At 63.6% G+C, this 15,979-nt stretch carries 16 protein-coding genes; 10 read left to right on the top strand and 6 right to left on the bottom strand.

Annotation, left to right across the window (positions count from 1 at the left end):
* Positions 1–56: 56 nt before the first annotated feature.
* On the top strand, positions 57–932 hold the full coding sequence (gene serB, locus ACGYK2_RS09795; RefSeq protein ID WP_271688569.1) for a phosphoserine phosphatase SerB: 876 nt from the start codon (positions 57–59) through the stop codon (positions 930–932).
* A 54-nt stretch (positions 933–986) separates the two neighbouring features.
* On the opposite strand, the gene ACGYK2_RS09790 is transcribed toward serB, so the two are convergent.
* Positions 987–1,967 (bottom strand): asparaginase, encoded by a 981-nt coding sequence (locus ACGYK2_RS09790; protein ID WP_271688568.1) that lies wholly within the window; start codon positions 1,965–1,967, stop codon positions 987–989.
* 189 nt (positions 1,968–2,156) lie between these two features.
* Between ACGYK2_RS09790 and ACGYK2_RS09785 the strand changes: the two genes are divergently transcribed.
* Positions 2,157–2,678 (top strand): invasion associated locus B family protein, encoded by a 522-nt coding sequence (locus ACGYK2_RS09785; protein ID WP_231886279.1) that lies wholly within the window; start codon positions 2,157–2,159, stop codon positions 2,676–2,678.
* A gap of 346 nt (positions 2,679–3,024) precedes the next feature.
* On the opposite strand, the gene ACGYK2_RS09780 is transcribed toward ACGYK2_RS09785, so the two are convergent.
* Genes ACGYK2_RS09780 through ectA form a run of 4 tightly spaced genes read right to left on the bottom strand, consistent with a single transcriptional unit; the run spans position 3,025 to position 6,743 of the window.
* Positions 3,025–4,461: an aspartate kinase gene (locus tag ACGYK2_RS09780; protein WP_067261587.1), complete on the bottom strand. Its 1,437-nt coding sequence runs from the start codon at positions 4,459–4,461 to the stop codon at positions 3,025–3,027.
* A 5-nt stretch (positions 4,462–4,466) separates the two neighbouring features.
* Complete coding sequence (locus ACGYK2_RS09775; protein ID WP_067261585.1) at positions 4,467–4,859, bottom strand: ectoine synthase; 393 nt, start codon at positions 4,857–4,859, stop codon at positions 4,467–4,469.
* A 5-nt stretch (positions 4,860–4,864) separates the two neighbouring features.
* A complete protein-coding gene (gene ectB, locus ACGYK2_RS09770; protein WP_276154347.1) occupies positions 4,865–6,157 on the bottom strand; it encodes a diaminobutyrate--2-oxoglutarate transaminase in 1,293 nt (430 codons plus the stop codon).
* Positions 6,158–6,209: 52 nt separating this feature from the next.
* A complete protein-coding gene (ectA, locus tag ACGYK2_RS09765; protein WP_067261582.1) occupies positions 6,210–6,743 on the bottom strand; it encodes a diaminobutyrate acetyltransferase in 534 nt (177 codons plus the stop codon).
* Between the two features lie 234 nt (positions 6,744–6,977).
* Here ectA and ACGYK2_RS09760 point away from each other — a divergent pair, with 234 nt between their 5' ends.
* Together ACGYK2_RS09760 and rlmN are read left to right on the top strand one after the other, a co-directional pair.
* The gene (locus ACGYK2_RS09760) at positions 6,978–7,478 is read left to right on the top strand and encodes a MarR family winged helix-turn-helix transcriptional regulator (RefSeq protein WP_271688566.1); all 501 of its coding nucleotides are present in this window, start codon (positions 6,978–6,980) and stop codon (positions 7,476–7,478) included.
* Between the two features lie 90 nt (positions 7,479–7,568).
* A complete protein-coding gene (gene rlmN, locus ACGYK2_RS09755; RefSeq protein WP_271688565.1) occupies positions 7,569–8,750 on the top strand; it encodes a 23S rRNA (adenine(2503)-C(2))-methyltransferase RlmN in 1,182 nt (393 codons plus the stop codon).
* Here the strand turns inward: rlmN and ACGYK2_RS09750 are convergent.
* Entirely contained in the window at positions 8,747–9,877 is a 1,131-nt protein-coding gene (locus ACGYK2_RS09750) for an FAD-binding oxidoreductase (protein ID WP_271688564.1), read from the bottom strand. The two genes, rlmN and ACGYK2_RS09750, sit on opposite strands and share 4 nt — an antisense overlap.
* Positions 9,878–10,112: 235 nt before the next feature.
* On the opposite strand from ACGYK2_RS09750, the gene ACGYK2_RS09745 reads away from it, so the two are divergent.
* Genes ACGYK2_RS09745 through ACGYK2_RS09720 form a run of 6 tightly spaced genes read left to right on the top strand, consistent with a single transcriptional unit; the run spans position 10,113 to position 15,966 of the window.
* Entirely contained in the window at positions 10,113–11,600 is a 1,488-nt protein-coding gene (locus ACGYK2_RS09745) for an ABC transporter substrate-binding protein (protein WP_271688563.1), read from the top strand.
* A 51-nt stretch (positions 11,601–11,651) separates the two neighbouring features.
* Positions 11,652–12,596 (top strand): ABC transporter permease, encoded by a 945-nt coding sequence (locus ACGYK2_RS09740; RefSeq protein WP_271688562.1) that lies wholly within the window; start codon positions 11,652–11,654, stop codon positions 12,594–12,596.
* Positions 12,593–13,411, top strand: coding sequence for an ABC transporter permease (locus ACGYK2_RS09735; protein WP_271688561.1), 819 nt, complete (start codon positions 12,593–12,595; stop codon positions 13,409–13,411). Before ACGYK2_RS09740 ends, ACGYK2_RS09735 begins: the two co-directional genes overlap by 4 nt.
* The gene (locus ACGYK2_RS09730; protein ID WP_271688560.1) at positions 13,408–14,382 is read left to right on the top strand and encodes an ABC transporter ATP-binding protein; all 975 of its coding nucleotides are present in this window, start codon (positions 13,408–13,410) and stop codon (positions 14,380–14,382) included. Before ACGYK2_RS09735 ends, ACGYK2_RS09730 begins: the two co-directional genes overlap by 4 nt.
* Positions 14,375–15,163 carry an ATP-binding cassette domain-containing protein gene (locus tag ACGYK2_RS09725; RefSeq protein ID WP_271688559.1) on the top strand — a complete coding sequence of 263 codons (789 nt, stop codon included), beginning with the start codon at positions 14,375–14,377 and terminating at the stop codon, positions 15,161–15,163. Before ACGYK2_RS09730 ends, ACGYK2_RS09725 begins: the two co-directional genes overlap by 8 nt.
* On the top strand, positions 15,160–15,966 hold the full coding sequence (locus ACGYK2_RS09720; RefSeq protein ID WP_271688558.1) for a metallophosphoesterase: 807 nt from the start codon (positions 15,160–15,162) through the stop codon (positions 15,964–15,966). The genes ACGYK2_RS09725 and ACGYK2_RS09720 overlap by 4 nt, the downstream gene beginning before the upstream one ends.
* The last annotated feature ends 13 nt before the right edge of the window (positions 15,967–15,979 follow it).

The raw sequence follows: 15,979 nt of genomic DNA, 5'->3' as shown, positions 1-15,979 counted from the left end.
GCTAGGACGCCGGTCATGTCGCTTTGCGCGGCGCGAATGATGCGGATCGGAAACTTATGTTCACGGCAATCTTGTTGATCTCCCCCACCAACCCCAGCCTCGACCCCGCGCTGGTGGAAAGCCTGCGCAATGCTTGGGGCGGGGGCGACGCGCTTTGGCTGGCCCCGGATGAGGCGGCGGAGTTCTCGTTGACCCAGATGCCGGAAAACCGTTGGGATGTCTGGGAAAGCTGCCAGTCTATGGGGGTCGATCTGGTGATCGTGCCGACAGAGGGCCGCCGCAAGAAGATGCTGCTGGCCGATATGGACAGCACGATGATCCAGCAAGAATGTATCGACGAATTGGCCGATGAAGCAGGCGTCGGGGAGCGCGTGAAAGAGATCACCGCCCGCGCCATGAACGGTGAGTTGGATTTCGACGGCGCCCTGCGCGAACGTGTCGGCCTGCTGAAAGGTTTGGAATCCAGCGTGATCGACAAGGTCTTGGCCGAGCGGATCACCCTGATGCCCGGCGGCGGTGCCTTGGTGGGCACGATGAAGGCCAACGGCGGCTATGCCGCTCTGGTCTCGGGCGGGTTCACCGCCTTCACAGCCAAAGTGGCCGAGATGCTGGGCTTTGATGAGAATCGCGCCAATACGCTGCTGGTTGAACAGGCCGCGCTGACGGGCGATGTGGGGCTTCCGATCCTCGGGCGTGAGGCCAAGGTCACCGCGCTGGAAGAGATCACGGCAAAGCTGGGCATCACCGAAGATCAGGTCATCGCCGTGGGTGACGGGGCCAATGATCTGGGCATGTTGGGGCGCGCGGGCATGGGCGTGGCGCTACATGCAAAGCCTTCTGTCGCGGCGGAATGTGACATCCGCATCAACTTTGGCGATCTGACCGCGCTGCTGTTCGTGCAGGGCTATGCGCGTAGCGAATTTGCGGGCTGAGCCTGCCCGCGTGGCGCTGCCGCTTCTTTTGAGCAAGGCGGCAGCGCGAGTGGCTTAAAGCAGCCCCGCCGCTGGTTTCAGCACACCGGTTTCAAGCCCGCGCCAGTTCTTGATCGGCGCGTTCATCCGCTTGAGCGCGGCAGGGTGGTTGGCGTCCAGCGCCCCCAGTTTGACCATCAGTGCGGTGATCGCGCATTCGGCGGCGCGGGTGGTGCCGCAGGCGGCTTTCAATGCGATGCCCAGCTTACGCTCGGGCCAGATGGCGATGAAGAACCCTTCGGCTCCGGTTTTCAACGCGACCTTGCCATCCATCGCCCGCATCAGTTCCGTGCAGGCGCGACCTTCGCCCGCGACGAGTTCGGGGTGCAGGCGCATGGCCTCGTGCAGGCGCGCCTCGGCAGAGCCTTCGGGGGCGGCGGCGAAATGGGCCATGGCGCGGGCCATGCCGTGCAGGGTGCAGGCGTAATTCGGGGCCGAGCAGCCGTCGATCCCATAGCCGGGGGAGGTTTCTTGAGTGACCGTCTCGAAAGCTTCAAGGCAGGCTTTTTGCACCGCGTGCTCTGGCTTTTCGTAATCCGCCCCGCCGCCCAGATGTTGGTTCAGCGTCAGGAAACCTGCGTGTTTGCCAGAGCAATTGTTGTGGATTTGGCAGGGTTTCTCATGGGCGCGGATCAGCCCCTCCATGGCGTCGCGGTCGGCGGGCTCCTGCGGGCCGCAGCGAAAGGCGTCGTCGTCCAGACCCAGCGTGTCGAGCCAGACGCCCACCCGGTCGGTGTGGATGGCGGCCCCTTGGTGCGAGGCGCAGGCTAGCGCCAGTTGCTCGGTGCTCAGCCCCGCCTTGTCCGCCGCGCCGGAATTGATCAGCGGCAGCGCTTGGATCATCTTGGAAGACGAGCGCGGCAGAATGACCTTTTCCGGGTCGCCCCAAGCCTCGACGATCTGGCCGCTGGCGTCGCAGATCACGGCGTGACCGGAATGCACGCTTTCCAGAAAGGGTCCGCGCCAGATTTCCGCAAATGGGGCTGCTTTGGTCATGAGGTTCATCCTGTTTCTGGGCGAAAACCTGCCAATCAGGGTTTCGTCGGTCGCGCGTTTGCCGTTATTGTGGTTGGTGTCGAACAGATAACAGACACCCGCAAGAGAGCAACCCGCCCGAGGTTGCCCGGTTGGGGTCTGTGGACGTGTTGAGGTCAAGGACGGCTGGAGGCTGGACAGATGGGAATTATGAAGACATGTGGTCTTGCACTTGGGGCGCTCGCCCTTGTGGCGAGCGGCGCAGTGGCGCAGGAGCAGAGCACCAACCGGGTGGCTGCCAAGACCGACTGGAGCGTCTTTGTAGAAGATAACCCGACGGAATGCTGGGGCGTCTCGACGCCGAAGGAAGTGGTCAACACGCGCGATGGGCGTGTGGTGGCGGTGAACCGGGGCCAGACATTGCTGATGGTATTCTACCGCCCTTCGGCAGAGGCCAAGGGTCAGGTTGCTTTCACCGGCGGCTATCCTTTCGCCTCGGGCTCGACCGTGACGATGAGCATTTCGGGCAATACCTATGAGCTGTTCACCGAAGGCGAATGGGCGTGGCCCGCGACAACAGCGGATGACGCCAAGATCATCGCCGCGATGAAACGCGGTGCGGATGCGACGCTGGTCGGTAAGTCTTCGCGCGGGACGCAGACCAAGGACACCTTCTCGCTTCTGGGCTTCACCGCTGCGGTTGAAGATGCGGAGAAGCGCTGCGGGGGGTGAGCCTCTGCGATTTGAGAGTTTGGGACGGCCTCGCGATTGCGGGGCCGTTTTTGTTTGGGGCGAACGTGCCACCCGGGCCCGGGACAAGCCGCAGGCGCCGGGCCATCGCCTGCCCGCCCGTCACGCCAGAGGCGTGCCAGACCATGCTGGGCGCACCTTCGGTGCGACCGGGTAGGCGATTTGGTGAGGCTGTGCGTGACTTCGCGTGCGCACATCATGGTTGAGGCATAAAGTGGTATCGAAAATATGTTGGTTCGCCGACCCGCGGGCAGGCGATGGCCCTCGCACGAAAAGCCGCGGCTTCCTTTCGGGAGCCGCGGCTAAGGATACGTCGTATATTCCGATGTCAGGCCGCGCGCGACAACGGCGCCGCGACCTCTTCCTCGATAAACGCACCGTGCAGCGCCTTGATCACCGGTTGCAGGCTCTCCCGCTCGACGATGAACTGCACGTCCACGTTGCGTGGCCCTTGGCTCGCGCCGATCGCCGTCTCGCCAGCCTCGGCGATGGCCACAAGGCCCCGTTGCAACACCGACAAGCCGTTCAGATCGCGCCCGATGACCGAGGCCATGGACAGCGTGCGAGTGGTGATCTCGGCGGTGGGGTAAATCTCGGCCAGATCCTTCTCCACCCGGCGCATCGTCTTCAGCGAAGCGTCCAGATAATGCGTGATCGTATTGGCGTTCGAGACCTTCGAGACGATCCGCACGTTGTGCCGCGTCAGTACGTCGAGGATCGCGGTGTCATAGCCTTTGACGCCGACCATGTCCTGCTCGAACAGCTCGAGCGTAACGATGTCGAGACCGGTCACGATCTCCACCGCGGGCGCCTCGGCCTGACGGTCGTCGATCAGCGTGCCTGGGTCTTCGGGCTCAAAGGCGTTGGTCACGCGCAGCGGCACATCGGCCTGACGCAGGGTCTTGGCCGCCTTGGGGTGGATCGCCTCCATCCCCATGTTCGACAACTGATCCGCCACGTCGTAATTGGTGCGGCCAATTTTCTTGACGGCATGCTCGCCGACCAGTTTCGGGTCGCAGGACGACAGGTGGAATTCCTTGTGAATGATCGCTTCGCGCGCGCCGGTGAGGGCGGCGAGCTTAGAGAAGGTCACCTCGGAATAGCCGCGGTCGAATTCGCGCATCAGACCTTCGGCGCATTGCGCATAGCCTGTCACGATGGGCATTTCCGTATGAGGGTCGATGCCCTCCATCGCCTGCGCGATGCGCTCGTCGAGGGTCACGTTGCCCTCGTCACGCCACCCCGAGAGGTCGACGAAACGGGCGTTTACGCCAGCGCGTTGCAGCAGGATTGTGGTGACGAATGCGGAATGCGCCTCGCCCAGACCGGACAGTAGCTCGCGAATTTGCAACATGTGCTCCGACAGGCGGAAGTGGCCATAGGCGCAAAGGCGTTGCAGGTCGATCAGGCAGTTGCGGGCACCATGGGTGCGCTCGGACACAAAGGCGTCCGCCTGTTCGATGTCGCCGGGATGCTCCAGCACTTCGCGGTGCACGCGCTGCATCTCGGCCGAGACGCGGGTCAGCGCCTCGTGCCAGCCGTGATCGTTGCTGGCATTGGCCAGATGGGCGTAAACGCCCGGCTCGCCGGATTTCTTGTGTTCCAGCAACAGGTTCGTGATCCCGCCAAAGGCGGAGACCACGAAGACGCGCCCATAGATGTCCGCGCCCTTACGGTCACCGACAAAGAGCGTATCTTTGAGTTGGTTCACGCGGGACATGGACGTCCCGCCGATTTTTTCGACAGTGTGGGACGGTTGAGTCATAAAACTTAAGCGACCTCCTCGGCAGGCGCATAGGAACCATCTTCGCGGTGCACTTCGTTGCCGGTGACCGGCGGGTTGAAGCAGCACGCCATGTGCAGTTCTTCCTCTGCGCGCAGGGTGTGTTTGTCGTTCAGGTTCAGGGCGTACATCACGCCGGGGGTGATCTCATGCGTCTCGCCGGTGGCAAGATCGGTGATCGAGCCTTTGCCCTTCATGCAATAGACGCTCTCGAAGTGATGCTTGTAGTGGAACGTGTGTTCCGACCCGGCCTCAAGCACGGTGATGTGGAAGGAAAACCCCATCCCGTCATCGGCCAGAAGCATCCGTGTGGAGGTCCATTTCGCATCCGCCACGTGACGGTCTGTGCCCTGAAGTTTGTTAAAATCGCGTACAATCATCGGTATTACTCCGCTGCCAGTTTCATATTGCCCGTCACATCGCGGGTCGCTTGAAGAAGGATATCAAAGCCTTCGCGCATAACCTTCTCCGGCGTGGTGAGCGGGGCAAGATATTTTACGATCTCGTCGTTCGCGCCCGATGTTTCGATCACGAGGCCCAATTCATAGGCGCGCGCGCAGATCGCACCGGCCAGTTCGCCCGAGCCGACATCGACGCCCTGCATCAGGCCGCGGCCTTTCAGTGTGGCGCCGTCGACCAGATCTGCCACATCCTTAAGCGCGGTGGTCAGCAGCACGGCCTTCTCGGCCAGCGACTTTTCGAAGGTGTCATCGGACCAGAACTTCTCAATCGCGACGCGGGCGGTGACGAAGGCATGGGTGTTGCCGCGGAAGGTGCCGTTGTGCTCGGCGGGCTTCCAGATGTCATGCTCCGGCGCGATCAGCAGGGCTGCGAAGGGCAGGCCAAAGCCGGAAAGCGATTTCGCTTGGGTGATCATGTCAGGCTTGATGCCGGATGCCTCAAACGAAAAGAAGCTCCCCGAACGGCCACAGCCCGCCTGAATGTCGTCAACGATCAGCAGCGCGCCATGCTTGCGGGCGATCTTTTCGATGCCCTGCATCCATGCGTCGGAGGCCGCGTTCAACCCGCCTTCGCCTTGGATCGGCTCAAAGATAAAGGCCGCGGGCGCGTCGATGCCCGACGAGGGGTTCGACAGCATCGCGTCGATCATCTCAAGCGTGTCCACGTTTTCGCCCAATGCGCCTTCGAAAGGCATATGGGTGACGTCGGCCAGCGAGCCGCCGCCCGCACCGCCGCGCTTGCCTTTGTTGCCAGTCAGCGCCAGCGCGCCCATGGTCATGCCGTGAAAACCGTTGGTGAAGGAGATCACGTTGGTGCGGCCTGTTACCTTGCGCGCCAGCTTGATCGCGGCTTCAACGGCGTTGGTGCCGGTCGGGCCGGTCATCATGACCTTATAGTCCATGCCGCGCGGCTTGAGGATTTTCTCCTCATAGGCTTCGAGGAAGGCCGCCTTAGTCTCGCTATGAAAGTCGAGGCCGTGGGCGATGCCATCCGCGGTGATATGCTCCACCAGCGCCTGCTTCATGTCCGGGTCATTATGCCCGTAGTTTAGCGAGGAGCAGCCGGCGAGGAAGTCGATGTAGCGGTTGCCTTCGCCATCGAACATTTCCGAGCCGCTGGCGCGGGTGAAAACGGCGTTCATACCGCGGCAGTAGGAGCGGGCTTCGCTCTCGCGGCGGGTAAAGATGGTCGTGTTCTGTGCCATGTCCTTAGGCATAAGAATTCCTTTCTCTTCTAGAGAGTCTATCGTGTGAATTGTCAGCTGCGGTTTACGCGGCGCGTTTCAGCGCGGCGGCCTCGGGCAGCGTGATCGTCACCATATGTTCGGTGTCATGCGCGCCCTCGAAATGGGCGTCTTTGGTAAAGTGGGGCGCATCGGACAGATCGCCGCCGATGTGGTTCGCAAAGCTGCGGAACAGCCCCCAAGAGGCGTCGTTGTCCCGGGTGATCGTGGTTTTGAGGGTCTTGGCGTCCTCGGTCTCATCCCGGTTCACCAGTTCCATCAGCATGGTTTTCCCCAGACCAAGGCCGCGGGCTTTGGGGCTGACGGCGACCTGCCAGACAAAGAAAGCATCTTGGGCAGGGATCATGTGGCCGGAGATCCAGCCCACGATATCACCGTCCAACTCGGCCACCACGCAGGTGTCGCGGAAGTGGTCGGCTTGGATCAGGTTCGCATAGAGCGAGTTTTCGTCGAGCGGCTTACAGTCGCGAATCAACCGCCAGATGGCGGCTCCGTCCTCGGCATTGGGCTTGCGCAGCTTGGGTGTGCGGGCTTTTTTCATGTCGAGTTTATTCTGCATCCGTTCGTAGCTCCCTGATTGTTTCGATAGGCTAAATAAGTCATGCGCGGTAATACTTCAACAATCAAAGCAAATTACTTCAAAATGCGCTTATAGCGTGCTTTAAGCGCCATAGAACTGTGCATATTTGTTTCGTTTTCCGAACGAAATTAGGCGGCTTCGCTTAGCTATACTAAGCGATCAGGCAGGTTTTGAGCGATTGCTGAGAATGCCGCCAATGTGCAATGATGCACCATGACGCAGAAACATCCCGACCGGGTCGACGAAAGTCTGATCGCCTTGCGCCGCATTTTGCGGGCCACCGAACTCTATGCACGCGATCTGGCGCAGGCCGCGGGGGTGACCCCTGCGCAACTGCGCGTCTTGCAGATCGTGGGAGAGAAGAAAGACCCGACCGCCAAGACCCTCGCCAACCAGATGGGGGTGAGCCAAGCCACCGTGACCGCCTTGGTCGACAAGCTGGTAGCGCGCAGCTTGGTCTCGCGCCAGCCTTCGGCGCAGGACCGTCGCCAGACCAACATCACCCTGACCACCCAAGGCGAGGATGTCTTGGAAGAAGCCCCCGATGCGCTGCAACAGCGCTACGTCCGGGCCTTTGCGGATCTCGCCGATTGGGAGCAGGCGCAGCTGGTGTCGTCGTTGGAGCGTGTGGCGGCGATGTTGAACGTGGACAGTCTGGATGCCGCGCCGGTTCTCGCGACGGGGGAATTGCGGACAAGCAAGAAGACCTATTGAGCGCGGGTTCAGGGCCTCGGCGGCCAAACCCTTTTGCAAATCGCGCCTTTTCTTATATAGAGACCCATCCCTAGCCAGTGAGTCTTTGAAATGTCCGCTTCCGCGCCCATCACCCAAGACGTGATGACCCTTCCCCGTAAGCTGCCCGAAGGGCCGATCAACCTTGTCGGCCTGACCCGCGACGCCATGCGCGACGCGCTGATCGCCCATGGCACGCCCGAGAAACAAGCGAAGATGCGTGTGGGGCAGATTTGGCAGTGGATCTACCAGTGGGGCGTTCGGGATTTCGACGCGATGACCAACCTCGCCAAGGGCTACCGCGCTCAATTGGCTGAGAAATTCGTGATCGAAGTGCCCGAGGTGGTGACCCGTGCGGTCAGCGAGGATGGCACCCGCAAATACCTCGTCCGGATCGCGGGCGGTCATGAGGTCGAGGTGGTTTATATCCCCGAAGAGGGGCGCGGCACGCTTTGTGTCTCTAGCCAAGTGGGCTGCACGCTCACCTGCTCCTTCTGCCACACCGGCACCCAGAAGCTGGTCCGCAACCTTACAGCGGGGGAGATCATCGGTCAGGTTATGGTGGCGCGTGACGATCTGGGCGAATGGCCTGAAATCGGTGCGCCGAAGGATGAAACCCGGCTTTTGAGCAATATCGTGCTTATGGGCATGGGTGAGCCGCTGTATAATTTCGAAAACGTGCGGGACGCGATGAAGATCGCGATGGACCCCGAAGGCATCCAGCTGTCGCGCCGCCGCATCACGCTGTCGACTTCCGGCGTCGTGCCCGAGATTCACCGCACCGCCGCTGAGATCGGCTGCCAGTTGGCCGTGTCCTTCCACGCCACCACCGACGAGGTGCGCAACAAGCTGGTGCCGATCAACAAGCGTTGGAACATTGAGGCGCTGCTGGAGGCGCTCAAAGCCTATCCCAAGGTCAGCAATTCCGAGCGGATCACTTTTGAGTACGTGATGCTGAAGGACGTGAACGACAGCGACGAGGATGCGCATCGTCTGGTCAAGCTGATCGAGGGCATTCCGGCCAAGATCAACCTGATCCCCTTCAACGAATGGCCCGGCTCGCCCTATGAGCGGTCGTCGAACAACCGCATCCGGGCCTTCGCCAACATCATCTATCAGGCCGGCTATGCCTCGCCGATCCGCACCCCGCGGGGCGAAGACATCATGGCGGCTTGCGGTCAGCTCAAGTCGGCGACCGAGCGCGCGCGCAAGTCGCGCAAGCAGATTGAGGCGGACGCGGGTCTGGGCGGTTAAACCAGCCCGGCGCGGTCCCGCGAAAGCGCTTCTTCAGTAACACCCTCGGCGGCGATGTCGCCGGGGATTTCCGCGCCCCGCACCAATGCCGCCGCGGCGCGGGCGAGCGCCGGGGCGGTCTGGATGCCATAGCCGCCTTGGCCAGCAAGCCAGAAGAACCCCTCACCTTCAGGATCATAGCCCGCCACCGGATCGCCATCGGGCAAAAAGCTGCGCAGCCCGGCCCAGCGGCTTTCGATGCGCGGACGTTCAAGGTCGAAGGCGGTTTCGATCCGGTCGATGCAGATCGCGATGTCCAATTCCTCGGGCTGGGCGTCGCAGGGTGGCGAAGGGGTCGCATCGGCAGGGGAAATCAGCAGCTTGCCCGCATCGGCCTTGAGGTAGAACTGCTCGTCGATATCCACCACCATCGGCCAACGGTCCGGCACCATGCCCACGGGCGGGGCCACCGTCAGCGCGGTGCGGCGTTTCGGGGTGAGGCCCGCAGGCTTTAACCCGGCCAGCGTGGCGATCTCATCCGCCCAAGCCCCTGCGGCATTGACGATCACCGGCGCGTGGAAGGTGCCTTGGTTGGTGTCGACCTGCCAGTCACCCTCTTTGCGAAGCGCCTGCACCTCGGCCTTGGTTTGCAAAACGCCGCCCGCCGCGCGGAAGGTCTTGAGGTAATGCTGATGCAGCCCGTTCACGTCGATATCCGCCGCCGAGGCGTCCCGCAGCCCGCCGGTGGCATAGCCTTTGCGCAGCAGCGGCACGAGCGTAGCCACCTCGGCCCCGCTCAGCGGGGTGACATGGGGGCCCAACTCCTCGGCAGTGCGGGCAAGCGATGCTTGCTGGTCCTGCCGCGCGACGAAGACCGCGCCGCGGGGTTCCAGCAGCGGATGCGCCAGATGCGGGCTGGCAGGGTCGTGAAAGAACGCGGCAGAGGCACGAGAGAGGGCGCGGATCACCTCAGGTCCATAGGTCACCGTAAACAGCGCGGCAGAGCGGCCCGTGGTGTGATAGCCCGGCTGGCTTTCGCGCTCCAGCAGCAGCACCCGGCGGTCGCTGGACAGTTCAGCGGCGACAGAGGCGCCCGCAATGCCCGCACCGATCACGATGCAATCGAAACCTGTCGTTGAATTGTTCATACTCTGCCCTCTCTGCGCAGAGGCTAGCACCGCCCGCGGCGGGGCAAAAGGGCCGAAGCGCGGTCCGCCTCTGCCCCTGCGGGCAATCGTATAAATCCGCCATATTGTTGCAATTGCATGAAATTTTCGCCCGGCGCGGTAAAGCCGTTGACCGAACGCCCCGCCCGGCGCAGTCTGTCACAAAGGGCGCATGCGGTGATGCCGAACGCGCCCCGACCCACAGGAGTGCTGCCCCATGTCCGAACCGACCCTTTCCAGAACCCTTCCCGCGCTGGCGCTGGCCTTTGGCCTGATGGCCTCGGCTTCCGCCGCTGCCGAGCTTGTCATCGGCATGCAGCAGGAGCCCACGTCGCTCGATCCCACGGCGGATGCCACCGCCTCCATCGACAGCATGATGACGCAGAACGTCTTCGAATCGCTGACCATCGTGGCCGAGAACGGGGAAGTGCAACCCAATCTCGCGACGTCTTGGGAGGTGTCGGAAGACGGGCTGACCTATACCTTCACACTGGCCGAAGGCGTGGCCTTCCACGACGGCAGCACGCTCGACGCCGACGATGTCGTCTATTCCTTCGACCGCGCCATGGGTGAAGACAGCGTGAACCCGTCGAAGGACATTTTCGAGCCGATCGAAAGCGTCAAGGCGGTCGATCCCCAGACGGTCGAGATCACGCTCAAGAACAAGGATGCCTTTTTCCTGTTCAACATGGGGCAGGGCGACAGCGCCATCGTGGCTTCGGAAAGCGTGGAGACCAACAACGCCAATCCGGTGGGCTCCGGCCCCTTCAAGTTCGACAGCTGGACCCGCGGCGACCGGCTGACGCTGGTCAAGAACCCCGATCACCGCGATGCGGCCGAGGTGGCGCTCGACAAGGTGGTGTTCCGCTTCATCTCTGACCCGGCCGCCGCCACTGCGGCGATGATGGCCGAAGAACTCGACGCTTTCCCCGGCTTCCCCGCGCCGGAACTGCTGCCGCAGTTCGAGGCCGACCCGCGCTTCCGCGTCAACGTCGGCTCGACCGAGGGCGAAGTGATCCTTGCCATGAACAACGCTAAGCCGCCTTTCGACAATGTCGAGGTGCGCCGCGCCGTGGCCACCGCCATCGACCGGGACGAGATCATCGAGGGCGCGATGTACGGCCAGGCCGTGCCGATCGGCAGCTTCTACCCGCCGCATGGCACCGCCTATGTCGACCTGACGGACGCCTATCCGCATGACAGCACCAAGGCCGAGGAGATGTTCGAGGCGGCGGGGGTTGCGGGGGCCACCATGACCCTGCGCGTGCCGCCGTTCCCTTACGCCACTCGCTCGGCCGAAATCATCCAGAACCAGCTGTCGGAGGCCGGGATCGACGCCAAGGTCGAGAATGTCGAATGGGGCTTCTGGATCGATGAGGTCTACAAGAAGAAGAACTACGACATGACCATCATCGCCCACACCAGCCCCAACGACATGGGCAATTTCGCCCGCGGCCCGGATTATTTCTACGGCTACGACAATGCCGAGATGACCGCCCTGTGGGAGAAGATCCAAACTGAGGTCGACGCCGAGGCGCGCAATGAACTGCTCAAGCAGGGCCAGCAGATGCTGTCCGACCAGTCGGTGCATGGCTTTCTGTTCCAACTGCCTCTCTTGGGCGTCTTCCGCCAGGAGGTCGAAGGCTACTGGTCTTCCTCGCCCGTGCTCTACATGCCGCTGAAGAACGTGAGCATCGCTAACTGACCTGAAACGGCCGTGGTGCCCCCGGGCGCCGCGGCTCTTGGACCTGACTTCGTGGCCTATTTTCTTTTCCGCCGCACGCTCGGTTTCGTGCTGACCCTGCTCGCCGTATCGCTCGTCGTCTTTGCCGTGATGAACGTGCTGCCGGGCGATCCGGCGTTGACCATCCTTGGCATGGACGCCAGCGAGGATGCCATCGCGGCGCTGCGCGAACAGCTGGGGCTGAACGAGCCGCTGGTGACCCGCTATGTTTCGTGGGTCTGGAACGCGCTGCAGGGTGACTTCGGCCTCAGTCATTCGTTTCGCGTGCCGGTATCGGAACTCATTGCCGAACGCCTGCCGATGACGATCTCCCTCGCCGTCGCGGGGATGCTGGTGACGCTGGTGCTGGCGCTGGGCCTTGGCATCACGGCGGCGGCGCAGCATGGGCGCGCTGGCGACTGGGGGGTGATGTTTCTCAGCCAGCTCGGCATCGCCGTGCCCGCCTTCTGGCTGTCGATCCTGCTCGTTATGCTCTTTGCCGTGAAGCTGCGCTGGTTGCCGCCAGGCGGCTTTGCGGGCTGGGACGATCCGGCGGCGGCGCTGCGGTCGCTCATCCTGCCCACGGTGGCGCTGGCGCTGGTGCAATCGGCGGTGCTGGCGCGGGTCACGCGCTCTTCGGCGCTGGAGGTGATGCGGCAGGATTTCGTGCGCACCGCGCGCGCCAGTGGCCTCTCGCGGCGGCGGGTGCTCTGGCGGCACGTGCTGCCCAATGCGCTGGTGCCCATCGTGACCATCGTCGGCATGCAGTTCGCCGCCCTAGTGACCGGCACAATCGTGATCGAGAACGTCTTCTACCTGCCGGGGCTGGGGCGGCTGATCTTTCAGTCCATCGCCAACCGCGACCTGCCCACGGTGCAAGCGCTGGTGATGCTGTTCGCCGCTATCGTGGTGACGGCGAATTTCGTGGTCGATCTGCTCTACGTCGTCATCGACCCCCGGCTGAAGGCGCGGGCATGAAGCGGCTTCCGGCGAACTTCCTGCTGGGTGCGCTGCTGGTGAGCCTCGTCGTCGGGGTGGCGGCGCTGTCGCTCGTCTGGACCCCGCATGACCCGCAGGCGATGTCGATCTCCACCAAGTTCGCCCCACCGTCTACGGAGCATTGGCTGGGCACCGATCAGTTGGGCCGCGACGTGGTGGCCCAATTGATGGCGGCGGCGCGCAACTCGATGACCGTGGCGCTGGTGGCGGTGCTCTTGGGCGGCAGCATCGGCGTGGGGCTGGGGCTTCTGGCCTCCGCGCTTGGCGGCTGGGTCGAGGATGCGGTGATGCGGCTCGCCGACTTGGGCTTTGCCTTTCCAGCGCTGTTGTTCGCGATCATGCTGGCGGCGGTCTTCGGGCCGTCGCTGACCAACGCGGTACTGGCGATCTCCTTCATCAACATTCCCATTTTCGCCCGCGTCACCCGCGCCTCGGCGAACCAGATCTGGACGCGCGATTATGTCGCCGCCGCGCGGGCCGCCGGGCGCGGGCGCTTCGCGATCAGTCGGGATCACATCCTTCCCAACATCGCCGCGGCGGTGATCGTGCAGGCCACCATCGAGTTCGCCGTGGCGATCCTCGCCGAAGCGGCGCTGAGCTATCTCGGCCTCGGCGCGCAGCCGCCCGCGTCGAGCTGGGGGCGGATGCTGTCGGAGGCGCAGACGCTGATGTACCTCGCCCCGCAACTGGCGATCTATCCGGGGCTGTGCATCGTCGTGGCCGTGCTGGGCTTTGGCCTGCTGGGCGACGGGCTGCGCGACATCACCGATCCCCGACTGGTGCGCGCGCGATGATAGAGCTTAGCAATCTTTCGATCCATTTCGGCACTGCCGTCGCCCTGCGCGACGCCAATCTGGTGATCGAGCGCGGCGACCGTTTGGGAGTTGTCGGCGAAAGCGGTTCGGGCAAGACGCTGCTGGCGCTCTGTCTGATGGGCATGGCCCCCGAAAGCGCGCGGATGACCGGACAGCTACGCATCGACGGGCAGGACATGGCCACCGCGTCTGAGCGCGATTGGCAGAGGCTGCGCAGCCGCCGCGTGGCGATGGTGTTTCAGGAACCGATGGCGGCGCTGAACCCGCTGCGTCGGGTGGGCGACACGGTGATGGAGCCGATGGTGCTGCATGACGGGCTGACACGCAGCGCCGCCCGTGCCCGCGCCCTGAGCCTGTTCGAAGAGGTGGGCATTCCCGATCCCGACCGTCGCCTGCGGCAGTTCCCGCATGAGATGTCGGGCGGCCAGCGCCAGCGGGTGCTGATTGCGCTGGCGCTGGCCTGCAACCCGATGCTGCTGATCGCGGATGAGCCGACAACCGCGCTCGACGCCAATGTGGCGCTGCGGATCACCGACCTGCTGCAACGGCTCGCGCGGGAGCGGCAGATGGCGCTGGTTTTCATCAGCCATGACCTCGCCGCCGTGGCGCGGGCGACCGAAGACATCGTGGTGATGTATGCAGGCGATATGGTCGAGCAGGGCCGCACGGCAGAGGTGCTGGGCACACCTGCCCATCCCTATACCAAGGGGCTTTTGGGCGCGCGGCCCGATCCGGGCGTGGCGGGGCGGGATGCCCAAGGAAAACGGCGCAGGCTGCCGACCATTCCGGGCGCGGTCCCGCCGCTGCAGGGGCTGCCGCAGGGCTGCCGCTTTGCGGGGCGCTGCCCGGTGGAACTGCCTCACTGCGCCGCGCAGCGCCCGGCCTTCGTGCAGAGCGACGCGGGGCGCGCTGCCGCATGCCACCTGCTGACGGAGGGGCGCCATGACTGACGCGCCGCTTTTAGAGGTCCGCAACCTGACCCGCCGCTACAAACTGCCGCGCCAAAGTCTTCTGCGGGCCCCGCCAGTGCTGACGGCTTTGGAAAACGCCTCCTTCTCGCTGCACGCAGGTGAGACCTTGGGCGTGGTCGGGGAAAGCGGTTCGGGCAAATCCACATTGGCGCGGCTGATCATGGCGTTTGAGCGTCCGGACGCTGGCGCGGTGCTGTTTCGGGGGCGCGATCTGCATGGGCTCGGGGGGCAAGAACTGCGCAGCCTGCGGCGCGATTTTCAGATGGTGTTCCAAGACCCTTTCGGCTCGCTCAACCCGCGCCGCCGTGTCGGCTGGTCCATCGCCGAGCCGTTGCGCGCCAATGGTGAGACCGAGGATATCCCTCGCCGCATCGCCGAAGCCTTGGAGCAGGTCGGGCTGCATGCCGCGGACGCGGGCAAATATCCGCATGAGTTCTCGGGCGGGCAGCGCCAGCGCATCGCCATCGCGCGGGCCATCGTCACCCGCCCCGCGTTGTTGGTCGCGGATGAAGCGGTCTCGGCCCTTGATGTCTCGGTTCAGGCGCAAATTCTGAACCTTTTGATGGACCTGCAGGATGATCTGGGGCTCGGCATGGTCTTTATCAGCCACGACCTTGCGGTGGTCGGATCGATCTGCGACCGGGTGCTGGTGCTGCAGCACGGGCAGACGCTGGAGAGCGGTGCGGCGGCAGATGTGTTGCGCAGCCCCGAGCACCCTTATACGAAAACCCTGCTGACAGCCGCAGGAGTACGCCCATGACCCGTTTCGTCCACCTGACCGACCTGCATATCTCGCATCCCGATCTGAACGACCCGCATCTGCACAGCGACACGCCCGCCACCCTGCGCCGCGTGGTGGAGGTGATCAACGCGATGGAACCCCAGCCCGATTTCGTGGTGGCCAGCGGCGATCTGACCAATCACGGTGACCAACAAAGCTATGCCCTTGTGCGCGAGATTATGGAACCGCTGAAAGCGCCGCTGGTCATGGCCCTCGGCAACCATGACAAACGCGATGGGTTCAACGCGGTCTTTGCGCCGGGGCTGGCCGATGCGCCCTATTTCCACGACGTGCCGCAGGGCGATCTGCATGTCATCACGTTGGACAGCAGCGTGCCGGGCAAGGTGGCCGGGGCGCTGGACGACGCGCAGTTCGAGTTTCTGGAAGCCGCGCTTGAGCGTCATGGCGATCTGGCGAAACTCTTGGTGATCCACCACCCGCCGCGCATTGATCCTGCCACCCTCGCATGGGGCAGTCTGGATGCGGCGAGCAGCGCGCGTTTGGCCGAGATGTTGAAGGGGCAGCGCATGGCGGGCATCCTCTCGGGCCATGTGCATGTGAACCGGGTGAGCCATTGGCACGGCATTCCGGTGGTCATTTCCAACGGGCTGCATTCGACCATCGACCTGACCGAAACCCGCGACCTGCGTATCGTGGAGGGCACTGGATTCGGCCTTTGCGAATGGCATCCCAGCGGGCTGAGCGTTTCCTTTGCCCCGCTTGACCCGACGGCGTCTGAACTGGCGCGGATCGACCGCGCGCAGCTAAAATCCTTTGAGTAGAATGACATCCATC

The organism is Sulfitobacter sp. 1A10359 (assembly GCF_043558145.1).
Taxonomy (GTDB): Bacteria; Pseudomonadota; Alphaproteobacteria; order Rhodobacterales; family Rhodobacteraceae; genus Sulfitobacter; species Sulfitobacter faviae.
Note: the sequence above shows the minus strand (reverse complement) of the source record. Positions and strands in the feature narration are given on the sequence as shown.